Origin of the sequence: Nonomuraea sp. NPDC049141 (assembly GCF_040648415.1) — a bacterium.
GTDB lineage: Bacteria > Actinomycetota > Actinomycetes > Streptosporangiales > Streptosporangiaceae > Nonomuraea.
Genome location: NZ_JBEZDR010000041.1, coordinates 1 through 23,025 on the forward strand (window position 1 = coordinate 1; position 23,025 = coordinate 23,025).

Annotated in this window: 25 protein-coding genes and 3 pseudogenes; 11 read left to right on the top strand and 17 right to left on the bottom strand. The window is 66.7% G+C overall.

What is annotated here, in order from left to right:
- The 7 genes and pseudogenes from AB0B91_RS61405 to AB0B91_RS61435 all read right to left on the bottom strand — a co-directional run.
- Positions 1–568 (bottom strand): annotated as a pseudogene (locus AB0B91_RS61405) (radical SAM protein); the annotation flags it as partial.
- Positions 544–1,104 (bottom strand): radical SAM protein, encoded by a 561-nt coding sequence (locus AB0B91_RS61410; RefSeq protein WP_358342036.1) that lies wholly within the window; start codon positions 1,102–1,104, stop codon positions 544–546. The gene AB0B91_RS61410 and the pseudogene AB0B91_RS61405, both read right to left, overlap by 25 nt.
- A 124-nt stretch (positions 1,105–1,228) precedes the next feature.
- Positions 1,229–1,576 carry a hypothetical protein gene (locus tag AB0B91_RS61415; protein WP_358342039.1) on the bottom strand — a complete coding sequence of 116 codons (348 nt, stop codon included), beginning with the start codon at positions 1,574–1,576 and terminating at the stop codon, positions 1,229–1,231.
- On the bottom strand, positions 1,569–2,048 hold the full coding sequence (locus AB0B91_RS61420; RefSeq protein ID WP_358342041.1) for a hypothetical protein: 480 nt from the start codon (positions 2,046–2,048) through the stop codon (positions 1,569–1,571). The genes AB0B91_RS61415 and AB0B91_RS61420 overlap by 8 nt, the downstream gene beginning before the upstream one ends.
- Before the next feature lie 65 nt (positions 2,049–2,113).
- Positions 2,114–2,533: a hypothetical protein gene (locus tag AB0B91_RS61425; RefSeq protein ID WP_358342044.1), complete on the bottom strand. Its 420-nt coding sequence runs from the start codon at positions 2,531–2,533 to the stop codon at positions 2,114–2,116.
- Positions 2,534–2,865: 332 nt separating this feature from the next.
- Positions 2,866–3,669 (bottom strand): maleylpyruvate isomerase family mycothiol-dependent enzyme, encoded by an 804-nt coding sequence (locus tag AB0B91_RS61430; RefSeq protein ID WP_358342046.1) that lies wholly within the window; start codon positions 3,667–3,669, stop codon positions 2,866–2,868.
- The gene (locus AB0B91_RS61435) at positions 3,666–4,331 is read right to left on the bottom strand and encodes a TetR/AcrR family transcriptional regulator (RefSeq protein WP_358342048.1); all 666 of its coding nucleotides are present in this window, start codon (positions 4,329–4,331) and stop codon (positions 3,666–3,668) included. The genes AB0B91_RS61430 and AB0B91_RS61435 overlap by 4 nt, the downstream gene beginning before the upstream one ends.
- Positions 4,332–4,479: 148 nt before the next feature.
- On the opposite strand from AB0B91_RS61435, the pseudogene AB0B91_RS61440 reads away from it, so the two are divergent.
- From AB0B91_RS61440 to AB0B91_RS61450, 3 genes and pseudogenes are all read left to right on the top strand, one after another.
- A pseudogene (locus tag AB0B91_RS61440) lies at positions 4,480–4,698 on the top strand (helix-turn-helix domain-containing protein); the annotation flags it as partial.
- Positions 4,699–5,310: a hypothetical protein gene (locus tag AB0B91_RS61445; RefSeq protein WP_358342116.1), complete on the top strand. Its 612-nt coding sequence runs from the start codon at positions 4,699–4,701 to the stop codon at positions 5,308–5,310.
- Between the two features lie 122 nt (positions 5,311–5,432).
- Complete coding sequence (locus AB0B91_RS61450) at positions 5,433–6,923, top strand: pentapeptide repeat-containing protein (protein ID WP_358342049.1); 1,491 nt, start codon at positions 5,433–5,435, stop codon at positions 6,921–6,923.
- A gap of 136 nt (positions 6,924–7,059) precedes the next feature.
- On the opposite strand, the gene AB0B91_RS61455 is transcribed toward AB0B91_RS61450, so the two are convergent.
- Together AB0B91_RS61455 and AB0B91_RS61460 are read right to left on the bottom strand one after the other, a co-directional pair.
- Positions 7,060–7,491, bottom strand: coding sequence for an N-acetyltransferase family protein (locus tag AB0B91_RS61455; protein ID WP_358342050.1), 432 nt, complete (start codon positions 7,489–7,491; stop codon positions 7,060–7,062).
- A gap of 11 nt (positions 7,492–7,502) precedes the next feature.
- Positions 7,503–7,654 (bottom strand): annotated as a pseudogene (locus tag AB0B91_RS61460) (heat-shock protein HtpX); the annotation flags it as partial.
- Between AB0B91_RS61460 and AB0B91_RS61465 the strand changes: the two are divergent.
- Complete coding sequence (locus tag AB0B91_RS61465) at positions 7,632–7,772, top strand: hypothetical protein (protein WP_358342118.1); 141 nt, start codon at positions 7,632–7,634, stop codon at positions 7,770–7,772. The pseudogene AB0B91_RS61460 and the gene AB0B91_RS61465 sit on opposite strands and share 23 nt — an antisense overlap.
- A 430-nt stretch (positions 7,773–8,202) precedes the next feature.
- Positions 8,203–8,694, top strand: coding sequence for a bacterial transcriptional activator domain-containing protein (locus tag AB0B91_RS61470; protein ID WP_358342052.1), 492 nt, complete (start codon positions 8,203–8,205; stop codon positions 8,692–8,694).
- A gap of 220 nt (positions 8,695–8,914) precedes the next feature.
- Here AB0B91_RS61470 and AB0B91_RS61475 read toward each other — a convergent pair whose 3' ends face one another.
- Complete coding sequence (locus AB0B91_RS61475; RefSeq protein ID WP_358342054.1) at positions 8,915–11,755, bottom strand: hypothetical protein; 2,841 nt, start codon at positions 11,753–11,755, stop codon at positions 8,915–8,917.
- Positions 11,756–12,265: 510 nt separating this feature from the next.
- Here AB0B91_RS61475 and AB0B91_RS61480 point away from each other — a divergent pair.
- From AB0B91_RS61480 to AB0B91_RS61495, 4 genes are all read left to right on the top strand, one after another.
- Positions 12,266–12,733, top strand: a complete 468-nt coding sequence (locus tag AB0B91_RS61480; RefSeq protein WP_358342056.1) for a hypothetical protein — start codon at positions 12,266–12,268, stop codon at positions 12,731–12,733.
- Positions 12,734–13,091: 358 nt separating this feature from the next.
- On the top strand, positions 13,092–14,591 hold the full coding sequence (locus AB0B91_RS61485; RefSeq protein WP_358342057.1) for a hypothetical protein: 1,500 nt from the start codon (positions 13,092–13,094) through the stop codon (positions 14,589–14,591).
- A gap of 338 nt (positions 14,592–14,929) precedes the next feature.
- Complete coding sequence (locus tag AB0B91_RS61490; RefSeq protein WP_358342059.1) at positions 14,930–15,364, top strand: hypothetical protein; 435 nt, start codon at positions 14,930–14,932, stop codon at positions 15,362–15,364.
- Positions 15,361–15,852 (top strand): GNAT family N-acetyltransferase, encoded by a 492-nt coding sequence (locus tag AB0B91_RS61495; protein ID WP_358342061.1) that lies wholly within the window; start codon positions 15,361–15,363, stop codon positions 15,850–15,852. Before AB0B91_RS61490 ends, AB0B91_RS61495 begins: the two co-directional genes overlap by 4 nt.
- A 188-nt stretch (positions 15,853–16,040) precedes the next feature.
- On the opposite strand, the gene AB0B91_RS61500 is transcribed toward AB0B91_RS61495, so the two are convergent.
- Positions 16,041–17,024: a hypothetical protein gene (locus AB0B91_RS61500; protein ID WP_358342062.1), complete on the bottom strand. Its 984-nt coding sequence runs from the start codon at positions 17,022–17,024 to the stop codon at positions 16,041–16,043.
- Positions 17,021–17,227, bottom strand: a complete 207-nt coding sequence (locus tag AB0B91_RS61505; protein WP_358342063.1) for a hypothetical protein — start codon at positions 17,225–17,227, stop codon at positions 17,021–17,023. The genes AB0B91_RS61500 and AB0B91_RS61505 overlap by 4 nt, the downstream gene beginning before the upstream one ends.
- Positions 17,228–17,629: 402 nt before the next feature.
- On the opposite strand from AB0B91_RS61505, the gene AB0B91_RS61510 reads away from it, so the two are divergent.
- Positions 17,630–17,863, top strand: coding sequence for a hypothetical protein (locus tag AB0B91_RS61510; protein WP_358342064.1), 234 nt, complete (start codon positions 17,630–17,632; stop codon positions 17,861–17,863).
- Positions 17,853–18,491, top strand: coding sequence for a sigma-70 family RNA polymerase sigma factor (locus tag AB0B91_RS61515; RefSeq protein ID WP_358342066.1), 639 nt, complete (start codon positions 17,853–17,855; stop codon positions 18,489–18,491). Before AB0B91_RS61510 ends, AB0B91_RS61515 begins: the two co-directional genes overlap by 11 nt.
- Here the strand turns inward: AB0B91_RS61515 and AB0B91_RS61520 are convergent.
- From AB0B91_RS61520 to AB0B91_RS61540, 5 genes are all read right to left on the bottom strand, one after another.
- On the bottom strand, positions 18,461–18,994 hold the full coding sequence (locus tag AB0B91_RS61520) for a hypothetical protein (RefSeq protein WP_358342067.1): 534 nt from the start codon (positions 18,992–18,994) through the stop codon (positions 18,461–18,463). The genes AB0B91_RS61515 and AB0B91_RS61520 overlap by 31 nt on opposite strands.
- Positions 18,995–19,415: 421 nt before the next feature.
- Positions 19,416–20,474 carry a hypothetical protein gene (locus AB0B91_RS61525; RefSeq protein WP_358342114.1) on the bottom strand — a complete coding sequence of 353 codons (1,059 nt, stop codon included), beginning with the start codon at positions 20,472–20,474 and terminating at the stop codon, positions 19,416–19,418.
- A gap of 110 nt (positions 20,475–20,584) precedes the next feature.
- Entirely contained in the window at positions 20,585–21,235 is a 651-nt protein-coding gene (locus AB0B91_RS61530) for a recombinase family protein (RefSeq protein WP_358342069.1), read from the bottom strand.
- Positions 21,236–21,370: 135 nt separating this feature from the next.
- The gene (locus AB0B91_RS61535; protein ID WP_358342071.1) at positions 21,371–22,120 is read right to left on the bottom strand and encodes a tetratricopeptide repeat protein; all 750 of its coding nucleotides are present in this window, start codon (positions 22,118–22,120) and stop codon (positions 21,371–21,373) included.
- A 93-nt stretch (positions 22,121–22,213) separates the two neighbouring features.
- On the bottom strand, positions 22,214–23,008 hold the full coding sequence (locus tag AB0B91_RS61540) for an NB-ARC domain-containing protein (RefSeq protein ID WP_358342073.1): 795 nt from the start codon (positions 23,006–23,008) through the stop codon (positions 22,214–22,216).
- Positions 23,009–23,025 lie beyond the last annotated feature (17 nt).

Sequence of the window (23,025 nt, forward strand, 5' to 3'; positions counted from 1 at the left end):
CAGGACGACAAGAGCCGTGTAACGAGAGATTGTTACGCACGGTTCTGTGGGAGCCCCGGGCTGAGACGCCCGGGGCGACCCGACCGGTGGCACCCGTACCGAAGCGGCACTCCTTGCAAGTGTCGCTCAGCGCCTCCCACTCCAGTTGCCTGGCGACCATGCCGGGGTGCCGCAGCGCGGCATCGAAAGCATGGTCGACGATGTTCAGGCCGGTGGCCGGGGCACCGTGCCGCACCGTCTTCAACGAGTCGGTCTGCTCGATCGTGCCATCGGTTTCGATCACCACCAACGTGGACGGCGTCAAGCCCACGGCCTCGGTGGCCGACGCGCCCCCCATCAGCAGATTGATGATCTCCTGGAAGAAGCGGACGACCGTTTCCCCGCTGCGTCCGTACCAATGGTCGAATACCGCAATCAGCCAGTCGGCGTAGAGCGTTTTCCTCGCGTCCGGGGGCCGACCCGGCGGCGGCGATTCCCAGGTGCCGTGCGGGAGGAGGAAATCGAGCACCGGCGGTTGGAACTCCAGCAGCGCCTCATAGGTTTCTACCGGTTCGTTGGCCAGATCCACGGTGCAAAGCAGCCCGCCGTACAAATGCCGGAACGGTGGGCTGAGCAACAGGGAAAGGGCACTGGAGACGGCGGCGAAGCTGCTGTGGCCGTTGGCGAAGCGCCGATTGCGTCGTTGGCCCGGCGACCGCCGTCAAGGCTCACTCCCACCTGCACATTCAGGTCGCGGAAACATCGCAGGGTGTCCTCGTCCAGGAGCACCGCATTGGTCTGCACGGACACATCGACCCGCAGATCCTGGTCCACCTCGGCGCGTACCGTCTCCACGATCTTACGGAGAAAGGCGGGCCCGGCGAGCAGGGGCTCGCCACCGTGCAGGATCAGCCGGACAGAACTCAAGTGATGCCGGGCGGCGTGCTCGGCGATGCGCTCGGCGGCGGTGGTGATCAGGTCAGGAGCCATGATCATCGGTCGCGAGCGCCAGCTCTGGTCAGCGAGGGTGTAGACGTAGCAGTAATCGCACGCGAGATTGCATCGGCTGTGCACTTTGAGGAGGAATTGCCGGAAAGGGTGGGGCTGCCACCCGTTTTCAAGCATTTCAGCGATGTTGAGAGTGGCGGGCCACTCTCGCGCCGGGTCTTCCCCCTGATCGGCCAATATGGAACACCCCGCACCCACAGAGAACCATCCGAGGGATTAACGATAACCGAGGCCGGCGCAGTCATGGAGGACGCGGCACCGACTCGTACGCGGCCGCAGTCCTCACCGCGGCCGTCGACGCCGCCCGTCCGCCGTGGCCAGGTCCGCCGTCGGCGTCGAGAGCCGATGGGAGGCTTGCCGTCCGATTGGCCTGCACCATCTCTTCGAAGAAGCCGTACAGCGCCAGCCAGCCGGGGCCGGGCTCCAGCACGGTGTCGGGCAGCCGGTCCAGGGCGATCGCCAGGCCGACGCACAGGCTGGCCGTCGAGTAGTAGTGGAACGGCGAACCGGGCTTGGTGTCACATTGTGTGACAATGTGGATCTTCGCCCAGGTCAGACAGGGCCCGACAAGAAGACCTCTACTAACCAAGCTGCAGCGCGGCTGTGACGTCGTCCGAGACGACGAGGTACCGGGCGCCGTCAAACACGCGGATGGTGCCTGTGCCCTCGAAGGACTCAGTCCCGACGCCGGAGTCCACCTTGACGAAGAGCGTGTAGCGATACGTACCAGGCTTGATGCTCCTCCACACGATGCAGCGGGTCGGCCTCAACGTGTTCACTAGCAATTCGTTGCGTGTCCCGCCGATGCCGAGCGTGACAACAACGATCTCGCTGTGCGCGCCTGTAGTGAGGGTGTTGCAGATGCGGGTGGCCACTGTCGGGCTCCGGGCCGGTGACACAGTTCCAGTCGGTCCGGGCACAAAGGAAGGAAGATCGTTCCCGCCGTCTTCCCCGCTCGACTTGCCCTGCAGGGAGGTCGCAAGGATCACGACTGCGGTCACCAATCCCAGGAGCCCGGTGAGGAAGGTGACGAAGCCTCCTCTGCTCCGCTCTCCGGTCACGACATGCTCCTTTCGCAGTCTGGAGGAGCCCTGGGACGGCCACAGCCGCCCAGGGCAGGTTGGATCTAGAAGGAGACAAACTCGTTGCTGACCGCCTTGGAGACGATCCCGCTCTTCGTGACCAGCGTCGCGACGAACTCGTACGAGTCACCTGCGGGGAAGTCGGCCGAATTGACCCTGATGTGGGAGATCTTGGCGTAGCCGTTGTTGGCTCCCAGGTCCTTCCAGTCGTACAGGCCGCTGGTGACGGTCTCGTTCTGTGTCATACGGGCGAAGCCCGTTGCCCCGCCTGAGGTAGAGGCGGCCCGGACGTACAGGGTGTATGCGGCGCCGAGATCGCCGAGGTTGTCGCCGGACTCGGCGACGATGGTCAGGTAGAACTCCGGCTGCCGGTTTCCGCCCAGCTCGGTCGGGGTGTTGTCCTGGGTGCCGCCGCTGGCTTTGGTGGTGAAGACGCGCGAGAGCTGGATGTCGTTGGTTTGCATGGTGGTGGTCCTTTCGGTAGGTCTCAGCACTACGGGTGCTGGTGACCGAGGTTGTGAACGATGTCCGGGAGTACCTGCAGGCCCGCCTCCTCCCAGAGGTTGTGGGCGAGCCAGTGCGTGACGGTGACTGTTGCGGCGAGCCTTCACTAACGTGGGCTTAGGTCATTGCCATCTCCTTCGGGATGGATTGGAGCGCGGTCGGGGCCGCAGGGCATGCGGGAGTCACCTGGCGTGGGCGGCCCTGAAAAAGGTCAATGCGGACAGCACTGACCAAGGCAAGAACACGGTGGGTTTGGTGCGCCGGGTCAGCCGCTCTTGCGTGCCTAGCGGAATCAGAATTCGACGCGCGCGTTTTCCATGGCCGCGACGACACGTGGGTCACCGGTGATGACCAGGTCGCCGCTGCGGGCCCGCCCGGCTAGGTGGCGCATGAGGGCAAGGACGCCACCGGTCACCGTGGCGGTGGTCTCCCCTACGCCGAGCGCATAGCGGGCCGGCGTCACGCCGTTGAGATCCAGCAGCACCGACGGCGCGGTCCAGTCGCGGGCCAGGTCGCTGATCACCTGTTCAACGATGTCGCGATCACCATTAGCCGGGGCGAAGATCTTGGAGGTCGCATCGGCGACATCGAGGCGATGCATCCACACATCGCGCGCCATCAAAACCTTCACGAGGTAGTCCAGGGAGTTGTCCCGCAACGCCGCCGTGTCGGGGAAGACCCAGCTCAGCGGGATTTTCAGGAGCGGGGTGGGTAGGCGCCGCACCGCGCGTAGCCAGCGGTCGCTCCAGTGAAGGTAGTGGTCGATCAATTCGTCAGGGCCGACGGTGCGCCGATCATCGACCTGGCATTGATTGTGGCCGTCCAAAGCGGGCAGGGCCGGGTAGAGCCGCTGGCCTCGACGCATTCTGCGGAGCAGGACAACAGGGCGCACGCCCTCTTCGGCTTGTCCGATCATGTGAGCGACGACATCTCGCACCCTCCAGCGGGCACAGGCGGTCGGGCGGTACCAGTCCTCGGCGTCCAAGCCTTTCAACAGGGCCAGGAAGGCCGCGACCTGGGTGTGAAGGATCTCGTGTGAGCGGGGCAGTGAGGTGCGCTCGATGGTATGGGCGTTGATGGTGTGGGTCGCGTTCACGGGGGGTCCCCTTCAGAGGGGTAGGTGCGGGCGAACATGGTCAAGAGGGTGGGAAGCAGTCGGGTGAAACGTCCCTCCCCGAAGCGGGCCGCCGGATCATTGGCCATCTGCTGGGTGATCACTCCGGCGAATAGGACCGACAAGATGGCCCCGCCCTCCTCTGAGGCGGCATCGGGGTGAAGCTGACCCAAGTGAGCGGCCTCTTGGACCACCCGCGACACCTCGCTTTGGAAAGCGACGCTTGGGGCGTAGGCCGCTGGGCTGGGTTCGAACCCCGGCACCGTCCGCCAGGAGGTCAGTTGCATCAAAACCGGAGCTTCCAGCGCGAGGCGGCCCACGGCCGCACAACCGGCGGTGAGCGCCGGCAGGCCAGGCGCGGCTTCCTTCGCGGCCTGCTGAAAAGCCACCAAGGTGCGTTCCCAGCCGCGCTGGAACAACGCATCGTATACAGCCAGTTTCGAGGGGAAGTACTTGTACAGCGAGGGCGGCTGGATCCCCATGCGCCGGGCGACCTCGGAAAGGCGTAGCGCGGCCACTCCTTCTTCCGTCATGACTTCGACAGCGATCTGCAAGATCTCCTCCAGTGTCTTCTGGCGCCGCAGCTGGCGGCGGTCCGTTCCGTCCTTGCCGCTTGGTGCTGGTGTGTCATGTCGCTTCTCCAAGATCGCAAATCTCCGTATCACGTGTTTAGCTACTACTAATAGCTAAAGCTATGCCCTTAAGCCTCTCTGTCAAGGTGACCTCAGGGTAAGACTCGCGAACGCGCCAACGGGGCCGGGCTGACCGGCCGCCTGCTCGTGGACAACGGGCATGGGTTCGTGCCGCTGCGCCTGGCGGCCGCCGCCCGGGTGCTTGGCGACTCGCACGCCAGCGACGCGGTGCACGACGGGCTGGAGTTCGGCCGCTCCGAGATGCCGCCCGGCGAGCTGGTGGTGCGCACCGAGCCACCCGGGCCCGCCGCGCCCGGGGCAGTCCGTCACCGCAATCGCCCGCGAGCTCGGCATCGGCCGGTCGACGCTGTATCGGGCGTTGGAGGACGACGAGCCACCCGGCGCCCAACCCGAGCCCGCCGAGCCGGTCGAGTCGGTCGAGGTCGACCAGGTCCCCGCCAGCGCGGCTACGCCTCCCCCGCTTCCGCTGCCTGAGGTCCCGGACGCCCAGGCGGTGGAACAGGCCGACGCCTATCCGGCCGCGGTCGACCAGCCGCCGGCGGCCGCCGCGCCGAGCCGCTCCCCGCGCTCCTGCGAGCCCGCCCCGCCGGTGCCCGACGGTGTGCCGTGGACCACCGAGGTCGACCCGGTCAAACGCCGCCGCTGGTTTACCGACGAAGAGATCGAGGCGCACCAGGTCGTCAAGACCGATCGCGGCGCCTACTGGGTCATTGTTGCCGGGCATCTGCTGGGCACCGTGCAGCTGCACCACACCGCCACCGGCGGCCGCTCCGGCTGGGAGGCCCGCCACCGCGGCGGCAGCCTGGCCTGGCATCTGGGCACGGGCGCCGGCGGCGGCAAGCGCCCCGCCACCCGCGACAAGGCCGTCATCGACCTGATCTCCGACGTTCACCACGCCTGGCGCAATCACCGCGAACGCGCCAAGCGCGACGCCACCCTGGCCCGCCTCGAAGCACGCGACCCCTCGTGACACCCGCCCCCGTGATCACGGCCGTACGTCAGTAAGGCCCGCAGACCAAGTACGCCTGGAAGGGGCAGCGGGTGTACCGCTGGCTCTAGCTGCGAACCCCGATTCGGGTCACGGTGGAGGACGTGAAGCCTGTCTCGATAGTGGTGGCTGCGGCCGGCCTGGCGTTGGTGGCGGGGATCGTCTGGGTGCTGGGCCCGGGGGCGCACTGGGTGCTGGAGCACATGGACGGGGTGGCGATCGGCGGGTCGGCAGGGTTGGCCGGTAAGGATCTGGCGGCGGCCCTGGACGCGGTCCGCGGCCGGGTGCTGGCCGTGGCGACCGGGTTGGCCGCGCTGGTCGCGGTCTACTACACCGCGCGCAACGCCGACACCGCCCGGCGCACCTTCCAGCTCGGCGAGCGCGGCCATGTGACCGACCGCTACGGCAAGGCCGTCGAGCAGCTCGGCAGCGCCCAGGCCCCGGTCCGCCTGGGCGGCCTGCACGCCTTGGAGCAGCTCGCTCAGGACAACCCCGCCCCAGAGTTCCGGCAGACCATCGTGGACGTGATCTGCGCGTACTTACGCATGCCGTACACCTCGCCCCCGGACGAGACCGGCCGGGCCGAGCCCGCCGTGCCGCGCGCCACCATCGGCGGCGTCTCCGCGCCGGCGGGCCGAGATCCGCACGAGGAGCGCCAGGTCCGCCTGACCGCCCAGCGCATCCTCACCGCGCACCTGCGCTACCAGGACCCGCCCGCCCGCCGCCGGTGGCAGCCCCACAGCGCCGACCCCAACGCCCGCCATTGGGCCGGCATCCGCCTCGATCTCACCGGCGCCACCCTGCTCGACTTCGACCTGAGCCGCTGCCGCGTCGGCGATGCCGCGTTCGGCCGGGCGGCCTTCGCCGGTGACGCCGGGTTCGAGGGGGCGGCCTTCGCCGGCGGCGCCGGGTTCGAGGGGGCGACCTTCGCCGGCGGCGCCGGGTTCGAGGGGGCGACCTTCACGGGCGACGCCGAGTTCCGCGGGGCGACCTTCACCCGCGCCGCCAGGTTCGGCTGGGCGGCCTTCGCCGGTGACGCCGGGTTCGAGGGGGCGACCTTCGCCGGCGGCGCCTGGTTCACCGGGGTGGCCTTCACCGGCTACGCCAGGTTCGACAGCGCGACCTTCTCCGGCGCCGCCGGGTTCGACAGGGTGACCTTCACCGGCTACGCCAGGTTCGACAGCGCGACCTTCACCGGCTACGCCGAGTTCCGCGGGGCGACCTTCACCCGCGCCGCCGCGTTCGGCTGGGCGGCCTTCTCCGGCTATGCCAGGTTCGACATCGCGACCTTCTCCGGCGACGCCGGGTTCGCCGGGGCGGCCTTCTCCGGCGCCGCCGGGTTCACTGGGACGACCTTCTCCGGCGCCGCCGCGTTCCGCGGGGCGACGGGGCTGGAGCGGGCGGAGCTGGACGGCGCGCGAGTGGCGCCGTCGGCTGCGGGCGTGCAGCGGGTGTGGCCGCCGTGCTGGCGGGTGGTGGCGGGCGCGGACGGGTGGCAGAGGCTGCGCCTGGCCAGGCCCGAGGCGGGCGGTGGGGAGGTTGGCGAGGTGGCGGGGCAGGGACCGGCCGGGGAGGGTGGCGGAGGGTTGACATAAGGCTCCTTACCAAGCAGCACGACCTGCGCGAACGCCTTTCACCCCGCCGTCACGGCAGCACCTGCCGGACTTATCCCACAATGTTCGAAGCCCAGATGTAGCCCGGCCCGGCAGGCCGACCGGAGCTGGTTTGGGGCTAGTGACGCGTTTCTTTACGGCACCCCATCATCCGGAATCCGGTGCGGGTGTGCAGGGCAAGGCTTGCGGTGTTCTCCGGAAAGATGCCGGACTGGATCGTCCAGATGCCGACGGCCTCGGTGGAGGTGATCAGGGCCTGCAGCAAGGCGTATCCGACTTCGTGGCGGCGGGTGCCGGGATGGACATAGACCGAGTGCTCCACCACGCCGACGTAGACGCACCGGTCGGAGACGGCGGTGGCTGCCACCCAGCCGAGCACCTGGCCGGTGTCGTCCAGGGCGACGTGCCGGTGTGCAGGCAGCTTGGCGGTGTCGAAGCTCGACCAGGTGGGTGCGGCGGTCTCGAAGGTCGCCTGTCCCTCGTCGATGCCGAGCTGGTAAATGGCCAGCACCTGGGCGGCATGCTGGACTGTCATGGCGGCGATCTTCACGGTTGCGTTGCTCATCCTCGTTCGCCGGGCAGGAGGTCACCGATCAGGGCGCGGACGCTGCCCTCGATCTGATCACGGATGGGCCGCGGGCGTCGACGCCCTGCCCGGCGGGGTCGTCGAGCTGCCAATCCTCGTAGCGTTTGCCGGGGAAGATCGGGCAGGACGTGGTCGTCGACGCTGACGTCGAACCACTGGTCGACAGGCCGCTCCAGCGCGCGGCGGTCGAGATCACCGCGAACGCCTCCCGAGCCGGCCTGCCCTGGCAGGTGACCGACCCGTGAGTGGTCAGGGAAGAGTCAGATGGGCCGCGGAAACCGAACGGCCTGGTCGGGGTCGCGCCTCGCCACGCCGGGCCCGGCAACCCCGCCCCCTCCGGGCCGATAGGAACACGACAGGTATCGTTACAGGTGAAGGAAGGGCTGGGGCGAAAGTGTGCTTCTGATCCCGGACAGCGAGGACCGGAGGATTATGAAGAGCAGCCACGGCCTTCTCCGTCTCGTGCTTCTCGGCGGGTTCCGGCTGCTTTCCGGAGACGACCAGTTCACCCTCTCGAATGGCTCAGAACGTCTGCTCTCGTTCCTGGCTCTCAACCGCCGGACCGTTGTCTCCCGTACCCTCATTTCCGCGGCCCTCTGGCCCGATGCGCCGGAGCGGCGCGCGCACGCCAGCCTGCGATCGGCCCTGGCTCGCCTCGACGGTGTTGCGCGGCGGATGCTGCACGTCGAAGCGACCGAGATACGGCTGTGCCCGGAGGCAGACGTGGACTTCGACGACGCCCGGTCGCTGGCGCAGCGCATCCTCGATCCGGCGTCGCGGACCGATGACGCCATCCTCAGCGCGGAGGCCGTCGAGATGCTGTCCAACCACCTGCTGCCCGGCTGGTACGACGACTGGGTCCTGCCCGTTGCCGAGGAGTGGCACCAACTGCGGCTGCACGCGCTGGAGGCGCTGTCGGCGCTGTTCATCCGGGCGGGGAGGGTCGCCGATGCCGTGGCCGCCGCGAGCGTGGCCGCCCATGCCGAACCGCTGCGAGAGAGCGCCTGTACCGCGCTCATCGAGGCCCACCTCGCGGAGGGCAACCAGGCCGAGGCGCTGCGCCATTTCCAGTTGTACGAGCAGAGCCTCCGCACCGAACTCGGCCTCGAACCGACCTCCCGGCTGCGCGAACTCGCCGCCGGTCTACACGCGACCCGCGACCGCTGAGACGACCGGGGAGTCGATCGCCGGAGCATGACTGACTCGATGGTGACAGTCGCGCAAACAGCCTGGCGAGGAGAGGAAGTAGCCCAGGAGGCTCACCAAGCAAGGTGTGATGCTGGCTGGTGCAGCGATCCTCACCGCTCTCGCATTCGGGCCGGTCGCGGCACTTGCTGACCTAGCAAAACGTCGCTCGTGATCGTGCGAGGCACGGGAAAGCGATGGCCTACGGCAGCGAAAGACCGCTGGGGAAGGGGCGGTTCTTCATCGCGCTCAGGACGCTCTTTCCCACATGGCGGCCCAGCGTGTGGTAGGCGTCGAACCGGGTGAAGTCGAACCACTGGTCGGCGGTGCTGTCGTTGGGGAAAGAGGGGTTGCCGGTGGCGTGGGCGAGCACCTCGAACGGCGTTGCCCGCGTGAGCACGGCCTTTCCGATCACGAGGTAGCCGTTTTCCTTGGGCAGGTCCGGGCCGAGATCCGGATAGGTGATCCTTCCGATGATCGTACAGTCCTGGGCGAGCCGGTCCTCCAGCTCGCCCAGCAGTTGGTCCGGGGGCGGGCGCTGCGGCCCCTCATGGCCGGCGCTCAGGCGTTCGGGATGGTCCAGCTCGATGGTGACCCCGAGCTCTTCGTAGGCCAGCTCGACCGCCTGCGCAAGGGTCCGGGCGACGTTCGGCCGGTCTCCGCTGCCGTCGATGCAGCAGATGTAGCGGCATCGGTGCCGCAGGAGCTCCACGAGGCCGAGGTTCTCGTAATGGCCGCCATCGGTCACGAAGACCAACGGACCGTCGGCAGGGTAACTGCCGATCAACTCCCGTGCCCAGGTCACCAGGTACCGCCGTCTCGGCATGGCCGGCAGCCACCAGGGCATCGAACCGTTCCCTTCGCGCAGCTCCGCCCGGCGGCGGCCAAGGTAGTCCGGGTTGGGCAGCCAGGAACCGAGCCGGACGTTCGTGAGAGTCAGCAGCCGGGTGATCGGGCGTTGCATCCGCCCCATCTGGGAGGCGAACGCGGCGCCAGAGATCGCCTGTGCCGCCTGCACGGTCAGGTCGTACCGGAGGAGCGGCGGGATCTCGTCATGGAGAGCTTTGCTCGGCATCCAGCCGAGCACCGGACTCCCGACATAGTCGCCGGACATGGTCCATGGCACCACCTGGCGCCCGGGCGGCGTGAGCTCCTGCCCGGAAACGTGCGCGGCGCACAGGAAGATGACCCGCGGGAAGTCCGCGCACACTCCGGCGTACTCATGCAACGTCGTCCGCACATTGTCGTAGTCGTAGCGCTCCGCCCGGACCCGGCCTTCCCGGCGTTCACGGCGCACCGCGAACGCCGTCGCGAGCCGCCGCCGGTAGAAGGGATGCAGGCTCCAGCGAACCTGGTCGGCGACCGCGATCACCCCAAAGGCCGCCGCGGCGATGGCCGTCACCTGCCATTCCTTCAACCAGGGCCATGAGCGTGTCGTCACGGATGCGGCCCCGGTGGTGGCGATGACGTTCCCGAGGAGCAAAAGCAGTCCGATGACGATCACCAGCAGGCCGGCGAACACCGCCACGGCGGCCGTGATGCTCCGCTGCCGAGAACCGACCGTCGCCCCCCAAGCGCGACGCAGCCCTGCGAAGATCTTCCGGCTCGCCGGCCGCTGCCCCACGCCGATCAGGGCGGATAGCCAGCCAACGACGACCAGCGCGATCGATCCCAGCGGGACGGCTCTGGGACTGGTGATCCACCCACCGGTCCAGGCGAGCAGAGGCACGCCGATGCCGGCGACGGCGACCAGCAGTGCCGTGGCCACGACATATCGCCTGACCCGGGCGAACCACCGGCGGAGTCTCACGCACGCCCGTCTTTCGCACGAGTCGAGCCACACGCCGCCGAGCCACGCCAGGAGGAACGGGGCGGCCAGCAGGCCGATTGTCCGCTGCACCCCCGGCAGCGGGGGCCACGGCGTTTTCAGCACGTCGCCGGAGAGCGATGCGTAGAGGTGCGCCAGCAGCCGTCCGAGAACGACTACCGTCAGCACGAGGGTCCCAACGCTCACCACAACTCCGCGCAACACGGCGCCGAGCGCGACAAGCCATTGCTTCGCGTCGTCGGCGATGTAGTTGCCGTGCCGGCGGGTGTGGTCGAGCTCGGCCGAACCGCCCGAGTAGACGTCATCGGGGTTGGCGACCGATTCGAATCCCTCGGGGGTGAGCTCCTCGGGCCGGTTGCGCTGCAGCGCCAGCTGCAGCGCTCCGGCGCAATACCCTCCACCTGAGACCGACACCAGGTAGCGGGCCTTCTTCAGCACCGGCCGCAAGGCGTCGAGTGCTCCCAGGGCGAACGTGGCCGAACGGATACCTCCGCCCGAGACGCAGATCCCGATCGTGTCCGCGTCTCTGCCGGGTTCGGCGCGCCTGCTCGGCGGCAGGTACGTGTTCGTGCGCCATGCCGATCGCCGTACGCCCTCGCTGCTATTGGGCTCGTGCGCGAGCCTGTCGTCGTTCGCGCCGACCGGACACCAAGGGAGTTCGTCGTGGCCGGGGTTTGCGGTGGATGGACGACCGTACGTACGGAGTCGGCGCGGACGGGCACGCCACAACGTCGTCACGACCGCCACGAGTGCCACGACCGCCGCCGGCATCAGCAGGACGAACTTCGTGAACGCCAGCCCTTGGGCCACGACGGCGAACCCGTTCTCGCCGCCGTGCTCGATGACATGCAACAGGGCCAGATCTTCTCCGACGTCGCACAAGGCCGCAACGATCCCTGCTCCCATCGCCAGCAGTGACAGGCGGCGGGCCGCCTGCGTGAACGACAGCGACCATCCGAGTGACGCCCCGGCGACCGTCGCGATGACGTAGGAAAGGATCAATCTGAAGTCCGCATGCAGTGCGTCGACGTAGCGGCCAGGGTACGACTTGATGATCTTCCGAATCGTGTCTGCGGATCCGGCGAGCTCTATCCGCACCATGTCAGGCGTGCCCTCGGCCCAGTGCCGGTACCAAAAGAATCCGAGGGAGGCGACAGTGGGCGCCGCGATCGCGACCGCGACGGCCACTCCGCGAGACCGAAGCGTTTTACTCACGACATTATATGTGCGGCCGTATTTGGGTGATCCAGTAGTGGACATGAAGTTTCTCCCAGCGTTGCAATTGCTGCGACCTCAGTCGCCAGGAGGTTTGAATGCCCTGACGGGGTCTAACGTCTTCCGCGCATGGCAAGAAGCGGCATCCCGTATAACGTGAAAGACTCCCATCCCCCACAACTGACCCTGAGCTCCATCACTCGAACATGTCCAGTCCCTTTGACGTACTCGATTCCGCCGATTTGCGTAAATCTGACGAAGCGGCTTCGGGCGCGAACGGCAGCCTCGAAAGCGAGGAGGACACCGACACTATGACGCCCTGCCCTTTCCAAAGAAGAGCCGGGTGTCACGCATCCGCCACGCCGACGTCACGACAGGGTGACGGGGGGAGGGCCACGATGAAACATGAAGACCAGGATGCATCTGCCGCTGTTGAAACGACCCGCCGCAGGCAGTTCCGGTTTCAGGCAGCAGCCCAGCCTAATAGGCCCACTCGACCAAGGAGTTGACATGACGCCACTCGATGAAGCGATCAAGATGGCCGTTGCAGGCGACTACCCCCCTGGCGCAAGCGAGATCGATGGACACGAGTTCTACATTCGCGCCATAGATAATAAAAACCTTCTCCAAGACGGAGAAACGTCGTACTTCAGACACGAACACGCCGGCAAGGACGATCGCGTCTTCTACTCAATCAAACTCGAAGGAAACGGCAAATACACTGCCAAGATCACGCGAATCCAGTTCCGCGGACCGTACGTCACGAACGGCTTCAGGGACATCGGAGATCACGGGATCGATGTGACAGACGCCGTGAAGCTATTGGCAGCCGGACTCACCGGAGACTGGATTGCGCTTGCAATTCTCATCAAAGAACTTGACCTGCAAGGCTTTCTCGACGGTAATTGGATACCAGCCGCCGCGAAGGTCACGGATATGATTGGCAAAGCAATGGCGGCCCCAGCCAATCCCAGGTAGTGATCTCGAGTAGATCGGTAACGCCCGCAAGAAACTGCCCATCCACAGCAGAAGCAGAGAAGGGGGGTCATGCGGAAGCTAGACAGCGTCTACGGACTTTACTCTTTTGGCCAATGGGAGCGGAGACTCCAGGAGGGCGATCGAGATGTTGATGGACGACCTGTCCGACACCAGTGGGCGGAATTCCAGAAGTACTTCCTGTTGCGCCGCGTTGAACTCGGCAACTGCGGCTCCCATCGCCCCGATATGGGCTAAACAACCTAGACGGACCCGACAGCAATCCGACCATTAGGATAAAAGGTACAACCCACACGAGAGGAGCCAACCCCCGGTACGGACAGAAACAGGAGGGCCCAGAATGTATCGGAAATCATCTCTGGCGCTGCTCAGCGCTGCACTCCTCACCACTACCCTTGCGATCGGACTTCCGCCGTCAGCTCAAGCTTTCGGGCCAGATCACCACCTTGAAATCACCAGGGAAGGCTTGGGGTCTTCGATCAACGACAGCTTCCTGCGAACAGCGGTACGCCGCGACATCAACCACCGGCACAAGTGGATGGATGCAGGATTCTCGTCCTATCGTGTCGCCGACGACGAGAAGCACTTCGATGATTGTGAGTTCGATGGTGCGGCGAAGTTCATTCGTGACAGGTATCGCTCGGCCGGACTGGCACTTATCGGAAGGACATGGGCTGCCCCCTCTATGTTCGGTGACATCATGCATACCGTCCAAGACTTTTACAGTCACTCCAACTGGGTTGAGTTGGGCTTCCCTGCGGCTCATGACGACCAGGCTGCGGGGGTCGTCGAGATACACGGGATCAAGGTTGCCCAGTCCGACCTGGTCGACCTCAGCGGGGCGCAGAGATCGTTGGCTCAGCGCTGGTTCGCGCCGTCTGGCGGTCAGGTAGTCCGCGGCGACATCCTTCTGGGAGGCGATGACTGGGCGGGTATCCCTGAGGGCTGGCGGATAGCTCGAAACGACGGGGGCCTTTTCGTTCCCACTCTCATTTCGCCCGATGGGACACAGATCGGACGTCTGCTGGAAACGGGCCGGGGGGGCGGAGATCATGAGTGCAGCGTTCGGTATCTGACCCCCCGGGGGTCCTTCCTAGGAGCCCCAATTGCCTATACAGGCATCCGGCATGACGTACTCAACAAGGACTGTCCAGAGTGCGGGGACACTGGCCTGTCGCTTGCAAAACGTGACCTCAAATATCGAAAGGCTCGAGCTCTTGCGACGCTCCAGACCGGCTACGAGTGGTGCCGACTGGTGCGTGAGGCTGCGCTGGTCAACCGAGACGGTCTGCTGCTGGCCACATGGATCCGCGCCGGAGGAAATCCCCACCCGCCTGGCACGCCATGCCGAGCCGAAGGTCCAGGCCCAACACCGGTCGTTGTCACCATCGAGAGCGTTCGGATCCTCAACACAGGCGACGGCGCCGACGCGGGTCAGATCCAGCTTGCTGCGGTACTGTACGACGATCCACTGAACTTTCGCCGCTCTGTCCACGTCACCAACCGCAGAGGCCGCATGCTCCTGCGCAAAAACGCTCTTGTCCCTGCCAGCCAACTCCCGGCACCGCTGAGCTTGTGCGTACGCGACAGCGCGCACTTCACGCTGCACGCCTGGGACAACGACGAGGCTCTGAGCGACGAATACGGGCTGGATTATGACGACTACGGCGACGACGACGAATTGCTTGTCGGATTCCAGCGAAAGTTCGATGGCAGCCGACTGCCATCTGGCGTGCAGGTCAGCCGTTCGGCAGACCTGGAAGTTCGCTACCGCGTCAGTCAGTTCGTGGAGGGCCAGCCCACCCGGCTCCTCTGCCCCAGGTCCTCTCTCCACCCGTAGTCCGGGGTCGAGGAACGCCTGGACAGCCATTAGCCTCTCTGGTCAACGCCGCCGAAACCTACGCTGCCGAGGTCTGGCGCCGTCACTGCCCAGGCGAGAGCGAGCCGCCCATCTGGATCCAGCGCCAGCTCCTCGACGACGCCACCTTCAACCACTTCTCCCTGGTCACCTTCACCCTGACCGGGCCGTTCGAGCTCGGCTGCCCCGAATGGGGCCGGATCACCGAGGCTGAGCTGAGCCGGCTGCTGGGCGACGCGGTGGACCCCGAGCGCGGCGACGGATATGTGCCACGCCCGCCTGAGCCGGAAGACGAACCCCGCTTCCGCACGATCTGGACGGTGCGACTCCCCCGCCCCCACCCCTTCCGCGCCAAGGCCTGCATGCCCACCGGGATCAGCTGGGCCCGCCGCATCGCCCGCCAGCTCGTTCCCCGCCACCAAGCACGCCGGTGCTGCTGGTACCACGGCGGGGATTGGCATCGCGTCTGCGCCACCGCGATCCGGCTGGTACGACGGGCCCAACGCGCAGGCATGACCGCCTACGACATCCACGACTTCGTCCGCGACACCGCTCAAGCTGAAGGTCTCAGCAGCTGGGAACTGAACGCGCTGAACACCCTCATCAGCCCGGGCGACGGAATCCAGCTCACCGTCCAGGCCGGTCGTCGGCGCACCGCCTACATCAACGGCCAGCACAAGAGCCAGGCCCTGCTGGACGCCGGCGTCCGCCGCACCATCGTGATCGACTGGGTGACGCCCACCTCGGCAGGATGATCAACATGCGCGAGAGCAGAAGCCCCTTAGGCATTCCGGGAGTCTCAAAGGTCCGCTGGTGGTGGGCACGCATCACCACACCTGGAGCGCCCTTGCGCTTCGTCTACCACCCGCCGGCCGACCCGGCAGAGCTGCGCGAGATCTACGTCTACGACTCGCACGACTACGACATCGCCCGCCTGGTCTGGCAGATCTGTGATCAATGCCAGCACGGCCGCATCAACAAGATCTCGATCAACGAGGAATGGCAGCGCCAGGGCCTCGGTCGCCGCCTGATTCATCGTGCGCTCCGCGATGGCCCGGGCTACACCTGGGCCACCACCGGCCAGTCGCCCGAAGCAAAGAAGTTCTTCCCCATCATGACCGCCGAGACCGGCGCGGCCTTCACCGCACACGGGCCCTCGTGTCAGCACCTGGGACTCAACCGGCGGGCCTTCAGCGCTGACAGCCGTCCCGCGCCACGCACCATGATCGAACGCAACATCTAAGCGATGACCGCTTCTCCCCGTACCGGATCTCGCCATCGTCGCCGTGGAGGGTGTAGTTGATGTCGATCACGCGGGGGCCTTCCTGGCAGGTTGGTCCCCCACGATTGTCTACCGGCCCCGCGCTGGCGACCAGGCCAGGGAGGCGGCCGGCCCGCCGACGGCGTCCCGCGACCCGTCACCCCAGGGGTTCAGCCGGTGGTGGGGCTGGGGCGAGCATGATGATGATCCTTCCAGGCTTCCTTGGCCGCGAGAAAGGCTTCACGCATGGCCTTAAGTGCTTCGGACGAGGTCCGCTTCGCCTCATTATTGGTGATCTCGGCGACCTGCCCGTACAGCTCGGCCCTTCTCGCGTGCACCTGGAACTGCTCGCTGGCCTTCGCTGGCGACGGCGGCTCGGCATCCAGTCCGGCGGCTCGTTCCTCCAACTGCCGCAGTTCGTCGTAGATGGAGATGCGACTCAGCCCGACCGAGGGCGGTCCATCGGCTAGGGACCAGTCCTGGCCTCGGTCCGCCACCGCTATGTCGTACCGTGTCAGCCAGTGATCGAGCTCGCGGCGTTCCAAGGGCGGCAAGGGAGATGGGCGGTGAGCAGCCTTCAACCGGCGACGGACGTCCTTCGCGTCTTGATTGAGAGCCTTGGCGATCCAGGCTGGATCCCACCCCCGAGCGACGAAGTAGGCCACAGCGCTGTCCTGTACCTGTTCGACAAGGGAAGTCGTCTGCTTGAGGGCATCAACGAGGTGCTCTTCATCGACCTGAGTGAGGGAATGGGCTGCGGGAACTGCCACAAGCCGGGCCACTTGATCAGCCAAGGCCCTGGCGATGCGGCACACCTCGAGTCGTGCCTGGTCGGCAGATGGCGCCTGTGAGCCCTTCCTCGAACGCCGGGAAGGGGGATGGCCCTGAGCCCCGGGCGGCATGGAGCGGGCCAGCTCCTTGACCGCGTCCCTCATCTTCTGCACGGCATCGATTGGCGTGATGGTTCTCCCCCAGTGGCTCGCGTCCGCCCGCAGCCACCTCTTCGGATGCGTCTGGAGGGGCTTGGGAAGATCTCCCCGTTTCACCTGCTGAGCCAAGGCCGCGGCGCTTACGCCTCCCCGGCGCGCGCGCATCGTCGGCTCGTCGATCAGTTCCTCGTCCGTGAAGCCGTCGCTGGCAGGACGCTTGTTCACTGGTTCGTCCGCAGGGACAGCGTGAGACGGGCGTCGAGGGTGAAGCGAGGAATCAGGCATGCTGCTGCCTTGCGCATCTTCTTAGTCGGCGCCAGGACGAGAACCAGCACCGTGATGAGGATGAGCCATGGCAGGCCCTGCGCGTGGACGCCGCCGAGATCGCTGATCCAGGGCACGTGAGGGATGGAAGGTTCGACAGGCATCCGATCTCCTTGGTCACTTGCTTCAGGGACGGGAGCAATCATGCTCGGCATGCGTGCCGAGTGGAGCTGACGTCCGGAAATCGACTGAAATCCAACATAGTTGGTATGTGCCTGTGACCTGGGAAAACGCAGGGATATCTCGGAGAAGACGGCGCAGAAAAGCGACCGTTTCAGGTACACGAGGCGGGCATGGAACGGGCCCCCGCGTCCTCCTGCCCCGGCTTGAGTCGCTCTTGCCGACCGTGCCGAAACGCGTTTCCAGGGCGGGAGCTACGCGCTCAGCGGGATCCGCCTAAAGAATCTTGGCTGACGACTTCTGTTGATCTTATGTTGTGGCCACCTACCTTGTGACGGCCTCCTACGGCCGCCGCAACCGTCACCGAACGGACAAGGGAGACCCCGATGGACTACGCCACCGTCGCGGCGTCGGCTACGGCGATAGCCGGCACATTGTGCGGGCTGGGTGGGATCTGGCTGCGGGGCCGCATTCACCGGCATCGGCTGCGGGAGGAAGCTCGTCGTGATCACGTACGCAAGCTGCCGCCGGGCAGCCGGTTACTGGATCTCGGCCGTCACGGGATGATCATCGACGTCGGCAGCACCGACTGCGGCCCGCGTCCGGCCGATGAGCGATGATCCGCCAGTTGGCCCTGAGCGCGAGGAACTCGCCATCGGACGGCACCCGGAGGAACAGGCCCGCCACGCTCCCGGCCCGACGGCGGATCCTGCCAGGATGGCCGCGATGCGAGCTGCCTTCCTCACCTTCGCCGAGACTGAACACCTCCAGGTGGTGCGGTTCCTGCTGCGAAATGGGGTCCGGCTGGAAGAGGCACATGATGCCGCCCAGGAGGCGTTCGCCGAAGCCTGGCGCCTGCTCAGCAGCACGCCTGAACGCTGGCAGGCGATCGCCAGCGAGCGCGCCTGGATCCGCACCGTGGCGCTGCGCGCCGCTCACCGCCCGCCAGGCCAAGCCCGCCGCCAGCCCCCCGCTGACACGTGGGACACGGTCCCCGAGCGGCCCGTGCCCTGCGGCGACCCCGCGGAGCTGACGGTGCCGACCCTGGACGTCCTGGCGGCGCTGCGCGCCCTGCCCGACCGCCAGCGCTTGGCCATGGCCTTCCACTTGGACGACGTGCCGCAACACGACATCGCCCAGGAACTGGGATGCGGCACCCGGCAGGTCGGCAACTTGATCACAAGCGCCCGCGCGACGTTGAAGTCCGCGCTGGCCATCTACCTTCCGCGAAAGGAGGACAGGCGATGACCGATGCCACCGACCGTGACCGCCATCCCGACCTGAGCGATGACCGGTTGGACGCCCTGCTGGCCGCCGCCGATAGTGAGCTCCTGTCCTACCTCCAGGCTCAGACCAAGCCGACGGCCCTCTGGGGCGCCCTGCTCACTCCCCGACACGATCACACCAGGAGCGGCCACCGACTGGAAGAACCCTCGGCCCAAAGCTGTGATCTCCATGCACTCCGCCACCTGGAACACCGCATCCAGGCGTACCAGGTTGTCCACGTCCTTGTCCGCGACGTCGACTTTGTCCGCGATGCCGACCGCGCCCTCGGCCGTGCCCTCGGCCACGTCCGTGTCCGCGATAGCGGCCGCGCCCTCGGCCGTGTCCTCGTCCGCGATGTCGACCGCGCTCGCGCTCGCGCCCACGTCCTCGACCGCGACCTCGACGACGTCCGCGTCCGCGACCTCATCCGCGACCTCGACCGCGCCCTCGATCTCGTCCGCCGCCTCGACCACGCCCTCCGCCACGCCCACATCCGCGGGCTCGTCCGCCGCGTCGGCTACGTCCTCGACCTCGCTCTCGACCGCGCCCGCGCTCTTGACCGGGCCTTTGTCACCGGTCGGCTGTCGGTGGCCGGGATGGACATGTCCGGTCTCGACATCGAGGTGGCGGATGGTCCAGCCTTGGCTGGGGTGTGCTGGGACGATGCCACGACCTGGCCGGCGGAGGTGGCAGGCATGATCCGCGCCCAGTCGGTAGAGCTGGCACCCGGGGAGTACCAGGTGCGCAATCGGATGGAACGAGATCCGGCAGATGGCGGGGTCTCACTCCTTTGATCAATCATGATGGGCAGAGCCGCGTTATCGCAGATAGTGAGTGAACATCTGCGATAACGCGGAGGCCGTCATGGGGAGAACACCCCGCCGCGACACCGGTGACTCCCCACGCTTATCTGCGACTCTGGGGATCCTCTCGGACGATCATCGCCCAGTCCTCACCGTGCCGATGCGCGCCGTCCAGGATCCAGCCGGGTGGCCAGTTCCGTTCGCTACCCCAGCGCGTATCGAAGTTCAACAGGGCCCGGGCGTCATCGAATCGAACACCGCCTTCGAGCTTGGCTCCTTCGAAGAAGGTCATGCCACAGAAGCTGGCGGAGGCGAAAGAGGTCTCCTCGCCTCCGAAGTCGGCGTCGACGAAGACCGCACGGCGGCCGAACCGCGCCCCGTGGAAGTGACCGCTGCTGCCCTCGAACCGAGCCTTTTCAAAGTAGGCATCGGTGTCGAATTCGGCATAGGCAAAGTTGGCTCCGCCAGCGAAGTGCGCCTTGTCGAAGATCGCACGCCCGGAATGGCAGCCGCCGAAATCGAAGTCGATCAGCACGGCACCGGTCAGGTCTACCTGCATCCCAGCCCAAAAGGACGGATTGGCAGGGGTCGTGCGCTGGCCTTCGCGCAGATCGTGCAAGTGCTCGGTGAGGATGCGCTGAGCGGTCAGGCGGACTTGAAGTTCCTGACGGGGATGATGTTCACCAGGCTGCGGGCCGGCTTCCGAGGCTGGCCCGGCAGCGGGCGGTCTTGCCGGGACCTGGGAGATCGCTGGGCCGGCGAAAGGCATGCGTAGGTAGGCGCAGATGACGTCGACGACGGTCTGCCGGTGATCGGGGTGGGTCTGGCCGAGACGTTCGAGCGCATACAGCCCGGCAAGGCGCACGGGAGCCTGCTCATTGCCGAGGTGGTCGGCGGCCTTGGTGTACAACTCGGTGATCCGCCGCTCTACCGCGTCGAGTTCCGATGATGCAGCGACCTTCTCCTGGTGGGCTTGGGCACGCTCGTTGAGCCATTGCCGGCGGACCACGAGCAGCAACGCAAAGGCGCCACCGGTGGCCGCCGCGACGGAGAGGCCAGTGCGGATGGCATCGATGCGAAGCCCTGCCCTGACCTGAGGTAAGGCTTGGTCGGCCTCTGCCAGCAGCCAAGCTGTGGATACCCACGTGGCCGCGATGACCATGGTCACGCCGACAAGCACGATCCACCATGGCAGTACGTTCAAGGGGCGCGGCGGCGCGCTCTCTCGGTCGCCGAGTTGGCGGAACCTCATGGCAGGCCTCCGAGTGCTGCTCAGGCAGTGGGGGTGGCGCGACCGGAGCGCAGTTCGTGTAGGTCGGGGATGTGGTTGTACAGCGTCCCCGCCGAGACTCCCAGCAGCTTGGCGATCGAGGTGATGGAGTGCTCCGGGTTGGGCAGCATGTCCCGGGCCGCGCGCAGGATCTCCGGGTTGATGACGGTAGGCCGGCCGCCGGTGCGTCCGCGGGCCTTGGCGGCGGCCAGGCCGTCGCGGGTACCGGCGACGATGAGCTCGCGGATGAATTCGGCGAGGGCGGCGAAGACGTGGAAGATGAGGCGGCCGCCTGGGGTGGTGGTGTCGAGGTTCTCGTGCAGTGAGGTGAAGCCGATCTCGCGTCTGCGGAGCTCGCCGACCATGGTGATGAGGTCGGCAAGGGAGCGGCCGTAGCGGTCGAGGGAGGGCACGACCAGAGTGTCGCCCTCGTTCAGGAAGGCGTGGCAGGCCGCCAGCTCGGGCCGCTCGGCGCTCTTGCCGGACTTCTTGTCGGCGAAGACACGTCGGCAGCCGGCAGCCTTGAGGGCGTCGAGTTGGCGTTCGAGGTTCTGCCCGGCGGTGGAGACGCGGGCGTAGCCGATGCGGATCTCGCTGCGGTGGGCGGGGAAGGCGGCCAGCGGGTCAGCGGGCAGATGCGGGGCGTCGGTCACGCCAGTCATTCTCTCAACAAACGGTGTTCTGAGGTTGTTGAACCGCTGGGGTTGTTGAAGGAGTTTTTGAAGGGATTTCGAGGCTCTGGAGCGGCAGCTTCAAGATCTTCAAAAAACGATCGTTAAATGAAGAGGTCAAGCATCGCTCGACTTTGCATGCTCTGCCTTCTCCGTCCAGTGAGCGAGTCGACGCCGGGTCTTCAGGGTGCGGGGGTGCTTGGCGCCCAGAACGCGTTCTTGAATGGGGAGCAGGGCGGCGAATTGGTCGCGGGCGGCGGCTTCATCCCCCGCCTCTCCCGTCCAATGAGCGAGTTGGCCCCGGGTGGTCAGGGTGCGGGGGTGCTCGACGCCCAGGACACGCTCGCGGATGGGGAGCAGGGCGGCGAATTGGTCGCGGGCGGCAGCCGCATCCCCGACCTCCCCCATCCAGCAGGCGACATTGTGACGGGTGGTCAGGGTATAGGGATGCTCGGCGCCCAGAACGCGTTCTTGAATGGGGAGCAGGGCGGCGAATTGGTCGCGGGCGCCGGCCGCATCTCCCACCTCCCCCATCCAGCAGGCGAGGTCGTACCAGGTAGTCAGGGTGCGGGGATGCTCGGTGCCCAGCGTTGTCATCACATGGGTGTGGATCTGTTGCTGCAGATCGACGGCGATTCTGTAGTCGCCGGTGACACTGAGATAGGTGGTCAGAAATTCCAAACCGGGTGAGTCCAACGGCAGCACGTTTCGGGCGTGCGGCAGGAGCATTCGGTAGACGGGCCAGTTGATCGTGCTTGTAGCCTTGGGGAGCGCGGCCAGGACCAGGTCAGCGGCAGTACTGCGGACGTGGTTGCGCTGCTCGGGAGTGAGCTGGTGCATGGTGACGGCCTGGATGAGCCGGTGCACGCTGACCAGGTCCTCACCGTGACCGCCTGCGGCGACTTGGCCTGGGCCGGTGGTGAGGGTGATCAGGCTGTAGGAGGCCAGCAGCGCCAGCGCCTAATCCACCTGTAGCTCGTCGGCGTCGTGGAGGCCAGTTAGGACAGCACAGGGCAGGTTGTCGGGGGCGAAGCAGGCCAGCACGTTCAGCACGTGGCTGGCCAGCGGGTTGATGGCCTGGATGCGCGCGTGGCTGAGCGACCACACCTTGGCCACCACACGCTCGGCATCACTCGCGGGAGGGGCGGCCGCGTACATCCGGGCGGGGATGGTCTTCACCAGGTCCAAGTATTTGGTCAGCGACATGCGGGGGGTGCGGGCGATGTAGGCGCTGGCCTGGGTCAGGGCCAACGGCAGATCGCCCAGCTGTTCGGCCAGGTCCTCCAGTGCGTGGATGTCGGCGGAGTCCGGGGGACCGATCAGGTCGGCCAGCAGGGCGATAGCAGCAGGCCGGGTCAGCAGTTCCAGGCGAATTGAGGTGATGTTCAGGTGATGCCAGCCGATGTCGCGGCGGGTGGTGATCAGTACTCGACCGTGGGCCAGGCGGGCCAGGTACGGCTCGACATAGCTGACTTCTTCGACGTTGTCGAAGATGACCAGCCAGCCCGGGTGGGTGGCCAGCCAGCTCAGCGCCCAGGCGGCGGCCTCCTGCGCGGTGGCCTGCTCGGCGGCCACCGAGTCGATCCCGCAGGCCAGCGCCCGGGCCAGGGCGGCCAGGCCGGAGCGGATCTGCTCCGGGTCGTCGGCGTCGATCCACCACACCAGCCGGTACTCGGCGCGGTGGCGGTGGGCGTATTGCAGGGCCAGTTCGCTCTTGCCGACGCCGCCCAGCCCGAGTACGGCCTGACTGATCACACCGGGCCCTATTCCGT